The sequence below is a fragment of the Pedobacter sp. ASV28 genome (assembly GCF_016428855.1).
Classification (GTDB): Bacteria; Bacteroidota; Bacteroidia; order Sphingobacteriales; family Sphingobacteriaceae; genus Pedobacter.
The window spans coordinates 24,210-37,375 of sequence record NZ_JAELTN010000011.1; the positions used below are offsets into that span (position 1 = coordinate 24,210).

13 protein-coding genes are annotated in these 13,166 nt (G+C 41.3%); 10 read left to right on the plus strand and 3 right to left on the minus strand.

All coding sequences use genetic code 11. From position 1 onward, the window contains the following. Nucleotides 1-35: 35 nt before the first annotated feature. The 3 genes from JHD79_RS05660 to JHD79_RS05670 all read left to right on the plus strand — a co-directional run bounded on the left by JHD79_RS05660 (nucleotide 36) and on the right by JHD79_RS05670 (nucleotide 2,800). Nucleotides 36-914: a cupin-like domain-containing protein gene (locus JHD79_RS05660; RefSeq protein WP_199118240.1), complete on the plus strand. Its 879-nt coding sequence runs from the start codon at nucleotides 36-38 to the stop codon at nucleotides 912-914. A 419-nt stretch (nucleotides 915-1,333) separates the two neighbouring features. Next, the gene (locus JHD79_RS05665) at nucleotides 1,334-1,948 is read left to right on the plus strand and encodes a sugar O-acetyltransferase (RefSeq protein WP_199118241.1); all 615 of its coding nucleotides are present in this window, start codon (nucleotides 1,334-1,336) and stop codon (nucleotides 1,946-1,948) included. Between the two features lie 30 nt (nucleotides 1,949-1,978). Then, nucleotides 1,979-2,800: a DUF3050 domain-containing protein gene (locus tag JHD79_RS05670; RefSeq protein WP_233164584.1), complete on the plus strand. Its 822-nt coding sequence runs from the start codon at nucleotides 1,979-1,981 to the stop codon at nucleotides 2,798-2,800. 23 nt (nucleotides 2,801-2,823) lie between these two features. On the opposite strand, the gene JHD79_RS05675 is transcribed toward JHD79_RS05670, so the two are convergent. Beyond that, nucleotides 2,824-3,711 (minus strand): helix-turn-helix domain-containing protein, encoded by an 888-nt coding sequence (locus JHD79_RS05675; RefSeq protein WP_199118242.1) that lies wholly within the window; start codon nucleotides 3,709-3,711, stop codon nucleotides 2,824-2,826. A gap of 120 nt (nucleotides 3,712-3,831) precedes the next feature. Between JHD79_RS05675 and JHD79_RS05680 the strand changes: the two genes are divergently transcribed. Beyond that, nucleotides 3,832-4,428, plus strand: coding sequence for a YceI family protein (locus tag JHD79_RS05680; RefSeq protein ID WP_199118243.1), 597 nt, complete (start codon nucleotides 3,832-3,834; stop codon nucleotides 4,426-4,428). 169 nt (nucleotides 4,429-4,597) lie between these two features. Then, on the plus strand, nucleotides 4,598-5,866 hold the full coding sequence (locus JHD79_RS05685) for a DUF5690 family protein (protein WP_199118244.1): 1,269 nt from the start codon (nucleotides 4,598-4,600) through the stop codon (nucleotides 5,864-5,866). 315 nt (nucleotides 5,867-6,181) lie between these two features. On the opposite strand, the gene JHD79_RS05690 is transcribed toward JHD79_RS05685, so the two are convergent. After that, nucleotides 6,182-6,607 (minus strand): DUF4440 domain-containing protein, encoded by a 426-nt coding sequence (locus tag JHD79_RS05690; protein WP_199118245.1) that lies wholly within the window; start codon nucleotides 6,605-6,607, stop codon nucleotides 6,182-6,184. 162 nt (nucleotides 6,608-6,769) lie between these two features. Here JHD79_RS05690 and JHD79_RS05695 point away from each other — a divergent pair, with 162 nt between their 5' ends. From JHD79_RS05695 to JHD79_RS05715, 5 genes are all read left to right on the plus strand, one after another. Continuing rightward, complete coding sequence (locus JHD79_RS05695; RefSeq protein ID WP_199118246.1) at nucleotides 6,770-7,141, plus strand: DUF2809 domain-containing protein; 372 nt, start codon at nucleotides 6,770-6,772, stop codon at nucleotides 7,139-7,141. A 260-nt stretch (nucleotides 7,142-7,401) separates the two neighbouring features. After that, nucleotides 7,402-8,493 carry a VWA domain-containing protein gene (locus JHD79_RS05700; protein WP_199118247.1) on the plus strand — a complete coding sequence of 364 codons (1,092 nt, stop codon included), beginning with the start codon at nucleotides 7,402-7,404 and terminating at the stop codon, nucleotides 8,491-8,493. 186 nt (nucleotides 8,494-8,679) lie between these two features. Continuing rightward, complete coding sequence (locus tag JHD79_RS05705; RefSeq protein ID WP_199118248.1) at nucleotides 8,680-10,161, plus strand: sigma 54-interacting transcriptional regulator; 1,482 nt, start codon at nucleotides 8,680-8,682, stop codon at nucleotides 10,159-10,161. 23 nt (nucleotides 10,162-10,184) lie between these two features. Further along, nucleotides 10,185-11,441, plus strand: a complete 1,257-nt coding sequence (locus JHD79_RS05710) for a metallophosphoesterase (protein WP_199118249.1) — start codon at nucleotides 10,185-10,187, stop codon at nucleotides 11,439-11,441. Between the two features lie 95 nt (nucleotides 11,442-11,536). Then, entirely contained in the window at nucleotides 11,537-12,427 is an 891-nt protein-coding gene (locus tag JHD79_RS05715) for a hypothetical protein (protein WP_199118250.1), read from the plus strand. Here JHD79_RS05715 and JHD79_RS05720 read toward each other — a convergent pair. Next, a complete protein-coding gene (locus JHD79_RS05720) occupies nucleotides 12,424-13,116 on the minus strand; it encodes a response regulator transcription factor (RefSeq protein WP_199118251.1) in 693 nt (230 codons plus the stop codon). The genes JHD79_RS05715 and JHD79_RS05720 overlap by 4 nt on opposite strands. Nucleotides 13,117-13,166: the final 50 nt, after the last annotated feature.

Sequence of the window (13,166 nt, forward strand, 5' to 3'; positions counted from 1 at the left end):
ATTAATTTTAGTCCAAAGTTTATACGCCATAACAGATGAGCTTTATATTAAGACCAGTAGATACTGTAGAATCTATTACCCCAGAAGACTTTAAAAAGAACTATCTTAAAAAGAAACGACCTTTAGTTATTAAGGGGCTGACCAAAGATTGGCCTGCCAGAGAGAAATGGACTACGGAATATCTGAAAGAAATTGGCGGGGAGCTCGAAGTACCGCTATATGACAACTCCAAAGCCGATCCGAGCAAACCCATTAATGCGGCAACCGCCCATATGAAGTTTGGCGAATACCTGGATCTTATTAAGCGCGAGCCTACGGAGCTGAGGATTTTCTTTTTTAACCTGTTTAAAAAAGTACCGAGCCTGATCAATGACATTAAAATCCCCAAGGATTTGATGGGCGGTTTCATTGAAAGTATGCCCGCCATGTTCTTTGGCGGATCGAACTCTGTAACCTTCCTCCATTACGATATTGATCTTCCGCATATTTTCCATACACATTTTGGTGGCCGCAAGCACATTATCCTTTTCGACTATAAGTGGAAAAAACGCCTTTACTGCCTACCTAATGCCACTTATGCACTAGAAGATTACAAAGTAGACCATCCCGACTTTGAAAAATTTCCGGCGCTTAACGGCATAGAGGGCTATGAAGTGTATTTGGAGCATGGCGATACCCTGTTCATGCCAACGGGCATGTGGCATTGGATGAAATATGTAGACGGTTCCTTCTCGCTCAGCTTAAGGGCCTGGGACCAGTCCATCAGCCGTAAAATTGCCAGTGTATGGAGCTTGTTCAGACATGGCGCGGTAGACAGCCTCATCAAAATGATCTTTAAGGAAAAATATGCCCATTATCGCGAAAAGCTGGCCATCAAAAGGGCCGAAAATGCCTACGCAAAAGGCAAGTTATAGAAATTTATTTTTTAGAAAAGCCATTACAGCGGGGCATCGGTTACGGTAGCCCCGCTTTCACTTTTAACTTTTTGTCTGGCCATGCTAAGGGATAGGATGACCATTACTAAAAAAGTATGCCCTGCCCAACCCAAGCCACCGTTCAATCGGGTTTATTATACCAAAGTCAGTAAAAACATCCCATTTTTGCTTACCAGAGCTTAAACCTGGCAGGTTTAAAAAAACTGTGAGATCTGATGGATCAGCCTCGCCTTTCCAAAGGTTATTGGCGGGGAGGCCAATAATCAGCAACAGCACGTCAAACCCGCCAAATGTTGGTGTCGCCACCAACGCTTGGCAAAGAAGTTAAAAAAACACCACAATCTCATAAACCAAAAAATAATTGCCAGAAGCCATGTGGTTCTTTAATTTCGCAGTCGATGGAGAATAAACAACTAAGCGAGAAAGAAAAAATGTTAACTGGCAAGGCGTATCAGGCTGGTGACAATGAACTGGCCCAAGATCGTTTAAAGGCCCGTGAAATTGTTTTCGAGTTCAACAATCTGCCTCCAAAACAGATCAAACAGCGGAAACAGCTCATTAAAAAGCTTTTTGGCAAAACCGAAACCATGTTCTATCTCGAACCTCCTTTTAGGTGCGATTATGGTTATAATATTGAGATTGGCGACCATTTTTACGCCAACTTTAACCTTACCATTTTAGACTGTGCCAAAGTCAGCATTGGCAAGCATGCCTTTATCGGTCCAAATGTGGCCATTTACACTGCAGGCCATCCCCTGCATCCACATTTACGCAACCAGGAGTATGAATGGGCACAGCCCATTAGCATAGGTGATCATGTTTGGCTGGGCGGCAACGTAGTTATCAATCCAGGTGTCAACATTGGAAACAATGTAGTCATCGGTTCTGGCAGCGTAGTCACCAAAGATATTCCAGCCAATGTATTCGCAGCAGGTAACCCCTGCAAGGTTATTAGGCCAATTACCGAAGCCGACAAAGATTATTATTATAAAAACTTCACTTTAGAACAATAGTAAAAGCTTGCGATTTTTTTAAACGGCCAAATGCCCAATGTTAATTTTCATAAGCCCCATACCTATCATACCATGAATGCCAACATCAAAAGCATAAATCTTGAAATTGCAGATTTAAGGTCAGAAATTATCAACCATAAGGTATATACACAAATAAGCGACTTAAGGGAACTTCGCCTATTTATGGAACATCATATCTATGCCGTATGGGATTTCATGTCGCTGTTAAAGGCCTTACAGATTAACCTTACCTGCACTACCTTGCCGTGGTTTCCGGTAGGTAATGCCAAAACCCGCCAGCTTATTAACGAGATTGTGGCCGGCGAGGAGTCTGACCTTGACGAGAAGGGCGATGTTAAAAGCCATTTTGAACTTTACCTTGATGCCATGGAGCAGGTTGGGGCCAATACCGCTCCCATCCATCATTTTATCGAGGCCCTAAAGGCGGGCAAATCTTTTGACCAAGCTTACCTTATGGCGGAAGTTCCCCTAGCGGCCCAACAGTTTATGAACAGCACGTTTGCCATTATCAAGGGGCAGCAAACCCATGCCATAGCCGCAGCATTTACCTTTGGTCGTGAAGATTTAATACCCAACATGTTCCATAACATGGTCAGTGATCTAAATAGTGCCAACCCCGATCGGGTTACTATTTTTAAATATTACCTAGACCGGCATATAGAAGTAGATGGCGACCACCATAGCCACTTAGCCCTAGAAATGACCAGCGAACTTTGTGGCGATAGCGAAACCAGTTGGGCTGAAGCATTAGTGGCCGTAAAAGAAGCACTACAACAACGCATTGCCTTATGGGATGCGGCGTTAGCGGAAATAAACACCAGTCGCCATTAGGCGATTTAGGACTTTTCTATGGATTAGACTTGTGTCCCGGCAGTCTGTAGTTTGTAACCTTTGCCATGTATGTTTATCAATTGAACGGATAGATCTCCTTCCAACTTCTTGCGAAGCTTGGAGATGAACATATCTAAGCTTCTCCCTACAATTACGCCTTCATCTTCCCATATTTCTTTTTGCAGCCTACCTCTTTCTATAATGGTGTTTGGAGATTTCGCAAAGATTAAAAGCAGTTTACTCTCTTTAGCGGTAAGCACTGTAGTGGTCTCCGCACAAACCAGGCTTCTTTTTTCTACCTCAAATAAAGTATTGCCTATTTTAAACACCTTATGTGCTGGCTGTAACCCTACCTGTTTGCCCCTCATTTTTCCAAACCTGAAAAACAACAGCCCTACAAAAGCAAGCAAAGGTATTCCACCCATTAAATAATCTTTCTGTGAAAGGCTCATGCCCGCTTTTTGGAATTTTAGGGAAACCAGGTAACAACCCTTGGGCTGCGGCCTGCCCGAGCAAGGTACAATATCATTCTTTTCCTCCTTGGCTATGGCATAGCCAAAAACCACCTCTTTACCCGAACAGTTTAAAACATTAACTATATAATTGTTGATTTGGTGGTCTTTCAGCAGTGCGGATCTTATAATTTTAACCAGAGAATCGGGCTGAAAAGTAAATTCATTTTCAAATCTTATCTGGTATTCGTTTCCGGCTATTTTTTTTACGGGCAATACCCTCGATGTACTATCTCCGGCATGCCATAATATTTCATGACCTATTTTTCTGAACAACAGTTCCTGCTTGGCCAAATCAAAATCATTATTTGGACTTAGGCTAAAGCCTGCACAAAGCAAGATAATAGGCCATAAGAGCATAAGTCCAAAAAGAGATTTGTTTTTTATATGAAGCTGCATTTTAGAATGGTCTATCTGTTTACTTATTGAATTTACAAAATTTACAGTTTTATTTACAATTTTCCTGATTAGATCGCTCTTGCTGTTCGTTAGGTTTGCCCCTTTAAAACCTATTATATCATGATCAATAAAACAACAATTACCCTATTACTGGTTATGCTTCAACTTTCTGTTTATGCCCAACAAACCTATAGGCTCGACCTTAAAAAAAGCAAAATATTATGGAAGGCCAAAACCATGGGAAGCCATTATGGCTATATCCTTTTTAAGGAAGGTAGCTTAACCTACTCACCCGATGACTTACCCAAAGAAGGTACTTTCAGTATCAATATGAATAGCATGAACAGTACCGACCAGGCTTCGGCTAACGATAACCAAAGGGTGAACAAAGAATTAAGAAGTGCCGACTTTTTTAATGTCCCGAAATATCCATTGTCTACCATGGTGGTTAAACAGATGGTGCGTATTGGCAATTCTACCCATTTTAAGATCACCGGAGCGCTCACCATAAAAGAGATGACCAATACCATTGTATTTACAGCCAACATAATGAAGAAGGAGGATAGCCTTAATATTACGGCCGAACTTAAGATAGACCGCATAAAATGGAACATTAACCACCAGGCGGACAAGCCATGGAACTTTTTTTCGACCGTAAAGGATAAAATCACCTCAGATGAGATTCAAATTTCACTTGACCTTGTATTAAACAAGTAATTGGTATTGCCGCAGACTAAACCATTTCACGTGAGTTCGGATCAAGCGAAGTCAAAAAAGTACAATTTTATACCTAAATCTATTTTGGCCCCCAACATCCTTAAAATTAAACCATCTCTTATCTCGAAATCACGTTATTTAGGTTATCTTCATATCAAGAATAACCTTTATGGATAAACCACAAACCAGCAACAGGTCAATTAAAACCGGTCTATATGCCGCCATAGTTGTATTTTTAGCCTATACCATGATCTTTGGTTACAGGAAGACTTTTACCGTAGCCACTTTTGATGGCCTGACCATAGGCGGCTACAGCTATAAAACCATACTGGTCATTAGCCAAATGTTGGGCTACCTACTGGCCAAGTTTTATGGCATCAAATATATTTCCGAGCTAAAACGGACCGGAAGGGGTAGGATTATCCTTACACTTACGGGTATAGCATGGTTAAGCTGGCTGTTCTTTGCCATCGTACCTCCACCCTATAACATGGTTTTCCTTTTTGTGAATGGCTTCCCTTTGGGTATGCTATGGGGCGTGGTATTCTCTTATGTGGAAGGGCGCAGGAGCACCGATTTTATAGGGGCTACTTTAGCCGTCAGTTTCATTTTCGCCTCTGGTTTTGTCAAATCGGTAGGTGCCCTACTCATGGCCAACTTTGGGATTTCCGAGTTTTGGATGCCTTTTTATACTGGTCTGGTTTTTTGTATCCCATTAGCTTTTTTTGTATTTCTGATGGAAAAAATACCACAGCCCGACGCAGAGGACATTAAGTTTAGGGCCCAACGTGTGGCCATGACTGCATCCGACAGAAAGAAGTTCATCCGTGATTTTTTAGGTGGCATTATCGCCTGTGTCATCATCTATTGTTTTGCCACCATTTTTAGGGACATTAGGGACAATTTTAGTGCAGAAATGTGGAAAGAGATGGGCTTTTTTAACCAGCCCGCCATCTTTTCTAAAACAGAAACGCCCATTACATTGATCGTACTGTTACTGATAGGCAGTATGGTAATGATCAAGAATAACTTTGTGGCCCTAAAAACAGCTCATTATTTCATTATGGCAGGATTTATTTTGGCTGGTTCTTGCACCCTGCTTTTCAAGGCAAACCACCTCAGTCCCATTGCCTGGATGACCTTGGTTGGATTGGGTTTATATATGGTCTACATTCCGTTCAATGCCATCTTCTTTGATCGGCTGATCTCTACTTTTAAGTATGCCAGCAACGTAGGTTTTCTAATCTACATTGCCGATTCTTTTGGTTATGTAGGTAGTATAGGCGTATTGCTGAGCAAGGAATTTTTCAAAATACGGCTTAATTGGGTCACTTTCTTTTCAGGCAGTGTCATGATCTTATCAGTTATTGGGGTGGTGCTGACCTGGTACTCCTTGTACTATTTCTCAAGGAAATATAGAAAGTTGGCTATAAACTAGGCAATTGGTTTCGCTGGTTGTGATTTGCGATCGCGACCTCATTAAATTGGATTTAAAATCGATTCTTAACATTTCATCAATTTTTTCTATACCTGATAAAGAGGTGGCTTCGTCGTACTCCTCCGATAGATCAGGGTAAACACTCGCAAGACGAAAATAGGAGCATCATTGCAAAAAATGAAGCAATCTTGCCACAAAAGATCTGTTCCTTAAATCTAATCTCAAACTCGCCTAATCATTTAAATGCTATGCTTATATTAACTTGAGTTCGAGGTTCGGGTTAGTTTATAGCTTTTAATACCAGTTTACCTCTATCTAAGAACTATGATCCACCACTACTTTCCACTGGCCCTCTATTTTCCTGAGCAGCAGGGTAAAATATCCTTTAGGTTCATCTTTTTCCCTTTTCAGATTCCAACTGCCCAAAACAAAGGCCTTATCTTTTCCCAGGAACTCTACTTTTTTGATACCAAAGGTTAAAAAGCCCATGGCACTTTTATCAGGATACCCTTTTTTATAATTGTCCAGTGTTTTTTGCCAACCATAGGTTGGGCCATTCTTGCCCACAAACAATAAGCTATCGCTTTTCCAATAACCCTGCATATAGGCTTCCATATCACCTCGGTTCCAAGCTTGACGCTGATCTTCCAATACCTTTAGAATAGCGGATTTATCTTTAGCGGTTTGGGCCATAACATGAATTGCCATGAACATGAAAAGGAGGATCAATAGTTTTTTCATCGGTATCAATTTATTAAGGTAATTTTATTCTTTCGACAGCCCAATGCCGATCAAATTATCCGATTTACCACGCCCGTGTAATCTAAAAATCATCATGGTCCATAAAAAGCTTTGTTAACAAAGCTAATAAATTTATTTTCACGCCTGTAATCCTAAAATTTAATGAAAATATATTTTAATATCAAGTATTTTAGCTATGCCCTACTACTTTTTATCGTCGAGGTGGGCATTGCGCTTTATGTACATGATCAGATTATCAGGCCCTATATTGGCGATGTACTTGTGGTGATCTTGATCTATTGCTTTGTCAAATCGTTCTTTAACCTGCCGGTTTTAAAAACAGCCATTGGCGTACTGCTATTTTCCTATGTGATAGAAACCCTGCAATATTTTCAGTTTGTAAAACTGATCGGCCTGGAACATTCCAGATTGGCCAATGTTGTGATTGGCAATTATTTTGCCTGGATGGATATTCTGGCCTATACCGCAGGTATTATTATGGTTTTAATGGCAGAACGGAAATCTCTTCAATAAAATGGCTGGTGGTCATAACAATTAAGAAGTTTTAGAGAGGAACCCGATATCCATATGATTAATCAATATCTTATGCGTTTAAGACCTCACAAAGCCATCATCAAAACAAATGAGGTAATGTCCAGCAGCCCACTATCGTTGGAACGATAGAAAACATAGAAAGACCAAAAACCTTGTAGGCTTTCACCAGATTAATATGACATCAGCCTTAAAATATTCCTATATTAAACCATTAACTTAGTTATTTCGTTAATAGTGATATGAGAGGTTTTCAGTTTTCTAAATTTTCGCCCAATGAACTGCCCAAAGGTGGTTTTGATGAACTGTTGAAACTGTTCACCGAGCTGCTGAACTATACGGCCGGAGATGCTGGCGAAGCCTTAGCCTGGATGAACGAACTTGACAAACAGTACAAGTTTACCAATAATGACTATGGCATGGGCGATTTCATAGAAGACCTAAAGGAAAAGGGTTACCTTAAGGAAGAAGAAGGACAGACCAAGATCACGGCCAAAACAGAGCAGACCATCCGTAAATCGGCATTGGAAGAAATTTTCGGCAAGCTTAAAAGAGCGGGAAAGGGAAACCATAACAGCAATATTTCTGGTTTAGGCGAAGAAAAAAATGCCGATAGACGTGAATATAGCTTTGGTGATAGCCTGGACCAGATTGACATGACGGCCTCTATACACAATGCACAGATTAACCATGGCATTGGCAATTTCCACCTTACCGAACGGGATCTTGAAGTAGAGGAAAAAGACTACAAGACCTTAACTTCTACCGTATTGATGATCGACATTTCCCATTCCATGATCTTATACGGTGAGGACCGCATTACGCCAGCCAAAAAAACAGCCATGGCCCTGGCCGAACTGATTAAAACCAAGTACCCCAAAGATACCCTTGACATTGTGGTATTTGGCAATGACGCTTGGCCAATTACCATAAAAGACCTGCCTTATCTACAGGTTGGCCCCTATCACACCAACACACTTGCCGGCTTGGAACTGGCCACCGACCTATTGCGCCGCCGCAAAACCCATAATAAACAGATTTTTATGATTACTGATGGCAAGCCTACCTGTTTAAAGGAAAATGGACGTTATTATAAAAATAGCATGGGCCTGGACAGAAAAGTAGTGGGCAAGACCCTGAATATGGCCGCCCAATGTAAAAGGCTAAAAATACCCATCACCACTTTCATGATTGCCAAAGACCCCTACCTGCAACAATTTGTAAGACAGTTTACCCAAATTAATGGAGGCAGGGCTTTTTACAGCTCACTGAATGGACTTGGCGAATATATATTTGAAGATTACATAAAGAACAGAAGAAAAACCGTAAAGTAAAAAGTGATGAGTTAAAAGTGGGCAAAGTACCAACCAAGAAGCAAACTATGATATACGACACAGAACTCTCAACACGCAACATAAAGAATAGAAGAACAATAAAATAGATAAAAGAACAAAGGAGCAAAGAAGAATGATTAAGCAATTAGTCTTTGTTCCCTGCTCCTTATTCCTTATTCCGAAAATATGCAGGCAACAACATTAGGCCAACTAAAGGCCGGTAATTATACTTCACTAAGCGTTAAAGATGAATTAAGAAAGAATTTAATTCAGCAACTACAACATAAAGAAGCTGGTTTCGAGGGCATTTTAGGTTATGATGAAACCGTAATTCCCGAATTACAGACAGCCATTCTATCTAGGCACAACATTTTGCTGCTGGGCCTCCGTGGACAGGCCAAGACCCGTATTGCCCGTTTAATGGTCAACTTATTGGACGAGTATGTCCCTTATATTGAAGGCAGCGAGATCTTTGACGATCCTCTTCATCCCATTTCATGGTTCGGCAAAAATGAGATCGCCAACAAGGGTGACGATACGCCCATTGCATGGCTACACCGTAGCGAGCGTTATACCGAAAAACTGGCCACACCCGATGTAACCGTAGCCGACCTGATAGGTGATGTGGATCCTATCAAGGCAGCTAACCTAAAGCTCACTTACAACGATGAACGGGTCATCCATTTTGGCTTAATCCCCAGAGCACACCGAGGCATTTTTGTAATCAATGAACTGCCCGATCTACAGGCCAGGATCCAAGTGGCCCTATTTAATATGCTCCAGGAAAAAGACATCCAGATTAGGGGCTTTAAGTTGCGTTTGCCATTGGATATACAGTTTGTATTTACCGCCAATCCGGAAGATTACACCAATAGGGGCAGCATTGTCACCCCCTTAAAAGACCGTATAGAAAGCCAGATCTTAACCCATTATCCAAAATCAATAGATATTTCCAGAAAAATTACCTTCCAGGAAGCTAGGCTTACCGAAGAACAGCGTCTGATAGAAGTTGACGGACTGGTGAAGGATCTGGTTGAGCAGGTGGCCTTTGAAGCACGCAAAAGCGAGTTTATAGATCAAAAATCTGGGGTTTCGGCTCGTTTGACCATTTCGGCCTTCGAAAATTTAGTGAGCAATGCAGAACGCCGTATGCTGATCAACAAAGAGCATAGCACCTTTGTACGCCTTTCTGACCTTAGCGGGATTATTCCAGCGGTAACCGGAAAAATAGAACTGGTTTATGAGGGCGAATTGGAAGGCCCCGCCAAAGTAGCACACACCTTAATTGGCAAGGCCATCAAACAATTATTTAGCAGATATTTTCCAGATCCTGGTAGAGCGAAAAAAACTAAAACGGCCAACCCTTATACCGAAATTACCGAATGGTTTAGCCAAGGTAATACCATTGACCTTGCCGATGACCTCACTTTGGCCAATTATAGCAAAGAACTTTCTAAAGTGACCGGTTTACAGGACATGGTAAAGAAATTCCATCCCAAATTGAGCGAAAACCAAACCTTATTGCTGATGGAGTTTGTACTGCACGGTCTAGCGGAGTTTTCTCAACTCAGCAAAAACTACCTGAATGGTGGCTTCGGCTTTGCCGACATGTTCGAAAGTCTGTTCAATGCCGACTTAGCTGATGAAGATGAGGATGATTTTAGGTAGTTTTGCATAAAAAAATATTCAACATGGGCCGTATCGGATTTCTTACCCTTCTTTGCTTCATTGTCCTATTATTAGACTTTTATTGCTATTATGCCATTTTAGCTGTTTTTAAAAGCTGGAAACCAAAGACCAAAAGTTTATTTAAAAAAGTATGGTGGGGCATCAACGGGCTATTGATTATCGGGGTATTCTGTGCCATTTACCTCAACTTGTTTCTAACCATTAGAGCGGTTATCCTGGTGGCTTTTTTCCTGATCAGTACAGGCAAACTTTTTATGTTGCCCTTCTTATTATTTGACGACCTCAGAAGGTTCGCCCTAAGGCTGACCAGATTCTTAAAAAAGAAAAAGGCCTCTATTGCCACCAAGGAAGCCATTGCCGGTGAACCCATCAGCAGATCTTCCTTTTTGGTAAAAGCTGGATTAATTGCCGGGGCCGTACCTTTAAGTTCGCTAAGCTGGGGTATTATATCTGGAGCTTATGACTATCAAATAAAAAGAGTAAAATTGGTTTTGCCCAATCTGCCCAAGGCATTTGATGGTATTACCATGGCTCAAATTTCCGACATCCACTCGGGCAGTTTCTATAACAAAACCGCAGTGAAAGGCGGAGTAGAAATGTTATTGGGCGAAAAACCGGACTTTGTTTTCTTTACCGGAGATCTGGTCAACAATCTAACCAATGAGGTAAAAGATTATCAGGATATTTTTGCCAAGGTAAAAGCGCCACTGGGCGTATATTCTACTTTGGGCAACCACGATTACGGCGATTATCATTTTGGAAGGGAAAGTTCACCTGCCAAGGTCAAAAACCTGCAAGATATGGTAGCCGTACATAAAATTATGGGCTATGATCTATTGATGAACGAGCACCGCCGTTTAAAGGTTGATGGTGAAGAGATTGGTATTTTAGGCGTTGAAAACTGGGGCATGGGCCGTTTTCCGAAATATGGAAAAATGGAATTGGCTACTCAAAACACCGATGACTTGCCTATAAAACTATTGCTGTCACACGATCCTTCTCATTGGCGTGGCGAGGTACTGGAAAAATACCCGCAAATTGATGCCATGTTTAGTGGACATACGCATGGTATGCAGTTTGGCGTAAGGTTAGAGCACCTGCAATGGAGCCCTATACAATACATCTATAAGGAATGGGCGGGTCTGTACCATGAAAAACAACAACAGTTATATGTTAATGTAGGCTATGGTTTTTTAGGTTATCCTGGACGTGTAGGTATATTGCCCGAAATTACGATATTTACCTTGAGTAGAGCGTAAAGGGTTATGAGTTATGGGTTGCGAGCTATAGGTACTTGCTTATCGCATAGTTTTTACCCACAACTGGGAAACACGCAACTCGCAACTAATCATTTATGTTGAAAAAATTAGGTTTATCGGTTCTTGATTTTTTGCTGTTCAGCAACTTATTCATTTCTCTTTGTGCCGTAGCGCAGGGCTTGGTCACTTATCATCTGCTAAAAGCCGCACCAGACCAATATGTGCTGGCCTTCATCTTCTTTTCCACGCTATTGGTATATAACCTCAGCATGTTACTTTCCAAGCCTGCAGCACCAGAGAAATCACCTTTCAAGCGGGTAAGATGGATCTTTTCGCGTCACCGTTTCATCATATCCATCACCTTAATTGCTGCGCTATGTATCATTCCACTAGGTTTGCTCTATTTAAGTTTCGAGGCAAAGTTGCTCATGGGCTTTACGGGACTGCTGTCCATTGCCTACAACATCCCTTTCCTAAACTTTAACAACAAAGCCATCGGCCTTAGAAATATACCAGGGATCAAGCTATTCCTGATTGCCTTTGTCTGGTCCACCAGCTGTGTGCTATTGCCCATTGTTGAACTGGAGAACAACCATAGCATTATGGTTTCTTTGGGTGAAACCCTGTTACTAGTGGCCAAACGGTTCCTTTTCATTTGTGCCATTACCATTCCCTTTGACATTAGGGATCTCTTCCAGGACAAACTTTATGAGCTCAAAACCATTCCCGTTATGCTGGGCGAAAAAAAAGCCTGGATATTCTGCCAGGCCCTACTCGGTTTATATCTATTGTTGCTGATCTTATTTACCCGGCACATCAACCTGGATGTGATTGGATTAACACTCACCATTTTGCTAACAGGTTGGCTGATCTTCAAATCAAACTTTAAAAGAAACGAATACTATTATTTCTTTTTCCTAGATGGGACCATGCTGCTCCAATATTTGATTCTGGTAGCGTGTACCTGGTTAGCGCAACTGTTCTAGTTTACCGCATTAAAACGATAGCCCACCCCCCTTACCGTTTGCAATAGCTGAGGATTGTCTGGATTAGCTTCTATTTTTTTACGCAGCCTTACAATGTGCATGTCCAAAGTGCGGGTATTCACATCCGAATTATAGCCCCAAACCTCCAACATCAGGTCATCTCTACTGATTACCTGATTAGGGTTTCTTAAAAAATAGAGCAATATCCTATTTTCCAATATGGTAAGCTCTATCTTTTTGCCTTCTCTAAATAAGGTATGGATATTCGGGTGGTGTTCCATGTTGCCAAAACGATGGATCTCGGAACGATCATTATTCAGCAAAAACTTCACCTTACTCTCTAGCATGGCAATAAGCACATCCATATTGAAGGGTTTGGTCACATAATCAGATACGCCAAACTGATAGGCATCGATCTTATCTACGTCCTGTGCTTTGGCCGTCATCATAATAATCAGCCCTTCAAAGCCCTGTTTACGGGCTTCCTCACAAACTACCGATCCCTCTTTTCCAGGCAACATCCAATCTAAGAGTACAATATCCGGTTTTTCGGAAAGGATGGTCTGCACGGCAGTAGTACCCTCACTATTTTCCAATACCTGATAACCCTCGCTTTTTAAACGGTGAACCACCAAAAAGCGTAAATTTTCATCATCTTCAACAATCAGTATTTTTATATCTTTTGACATATTATGAGATTTTTAAAGTTGGAAAGCTGGTCAACACAACATTAAAACTT

Excerpts from the sequence above, each read along its gene's own strand:
- JHD79_RS05660 (WP_199118240.1), top strand. The coding sequence starts at position 36 with ATGAGCTTTATATTAAGACCAGTAGATACTGTAGAATCTATTACCCCA.
- JHD79_RS05665 (WP_199118241.1), top strand. The coding sequence starts at position 1,334 with ATGGAGAATAAACAACTAAGCGAGAAAGAAAAAATGTTAACTGGCAAG.
- JHD79_RS05670 (WP_233164584.1), top strand. The coding sequence starts at position 1,979 with ATGCCCAATGTTAATTTTCATAAGCCCCATACCTATCATACCATGAAT.
- JHD79_RS05675 (WP_199118242.1), bottom strand. The coding sequence starts at position 3,711 with ATGCAGCTTCATATAAAAAACAAATCTCTTTTTGGACTTATGCTCTTA.
- JHD79_RS05680 (WP_199118243.1), top strand. The coding sequence starts at position 3,832 with ATGATCAATAAAACAACAATTACCCTATTACTGGTTATGCTTCAACTT.
- JHD79_RS05685 (WP_199118244.1), top strand. The coding sequence starts at position 4,598 with ATGGATAAACCACAAACCAGCAACAGGTCAATTAAAACCGGTCTATAT.
- JHD79_RS05690 (WP_199118245.1), bottom strand. The coding sequence starts at position 6,607 with ATGAAAAAACTATTGATCCTCCTTTTCATGTTCATGGCAATTCATGTT.
- JHD79_RS05695 (WP_199118246.1), top strand. The coding sequence starts at position 6,770 with ATGAAAATATATTTTAATATCAAGTATTTTAGCTATGCCCTACTACTT.
- JHD79_RS05700 (WP_199118247.1), top strand. The coding sequence starts at position 7,402 with ATGAGAGGTTTTCAGTTTTCTAAATTTTCGCCCAATGAACTGCCCAAA.
- JHD79_RS05705 (WP_199118248.1), top strand. The coding sequence starts at position 8,680 with ATGCAGGCAACAACATTAGGCCAACTAAAGGCCGGTAATTATACTTCA.
- JHD79_RS05710 (WP_199118249.1), top strand. The coding sequence starts at position 10,185 with ATGGGCCGTATCGGATTTCTTACCCTTCTTTGCTTCATTGTCCTATTA.
- JHD79_RS05715 (WP_199118250.1), top strand. The coding sequence starts at position 11,537 with ATGTTGAAAAAATTAGGTTTATCGGTTCTTGATTTTTTGCTGTTCAGC.
- JHD79_RS05720 (WP_199118251.1), bottom strand. The coding sequence starts at position 13,116 with ATGTCAAAAGATATAAAAATACTGATTGTTGAAGATGATGAAAATTTA.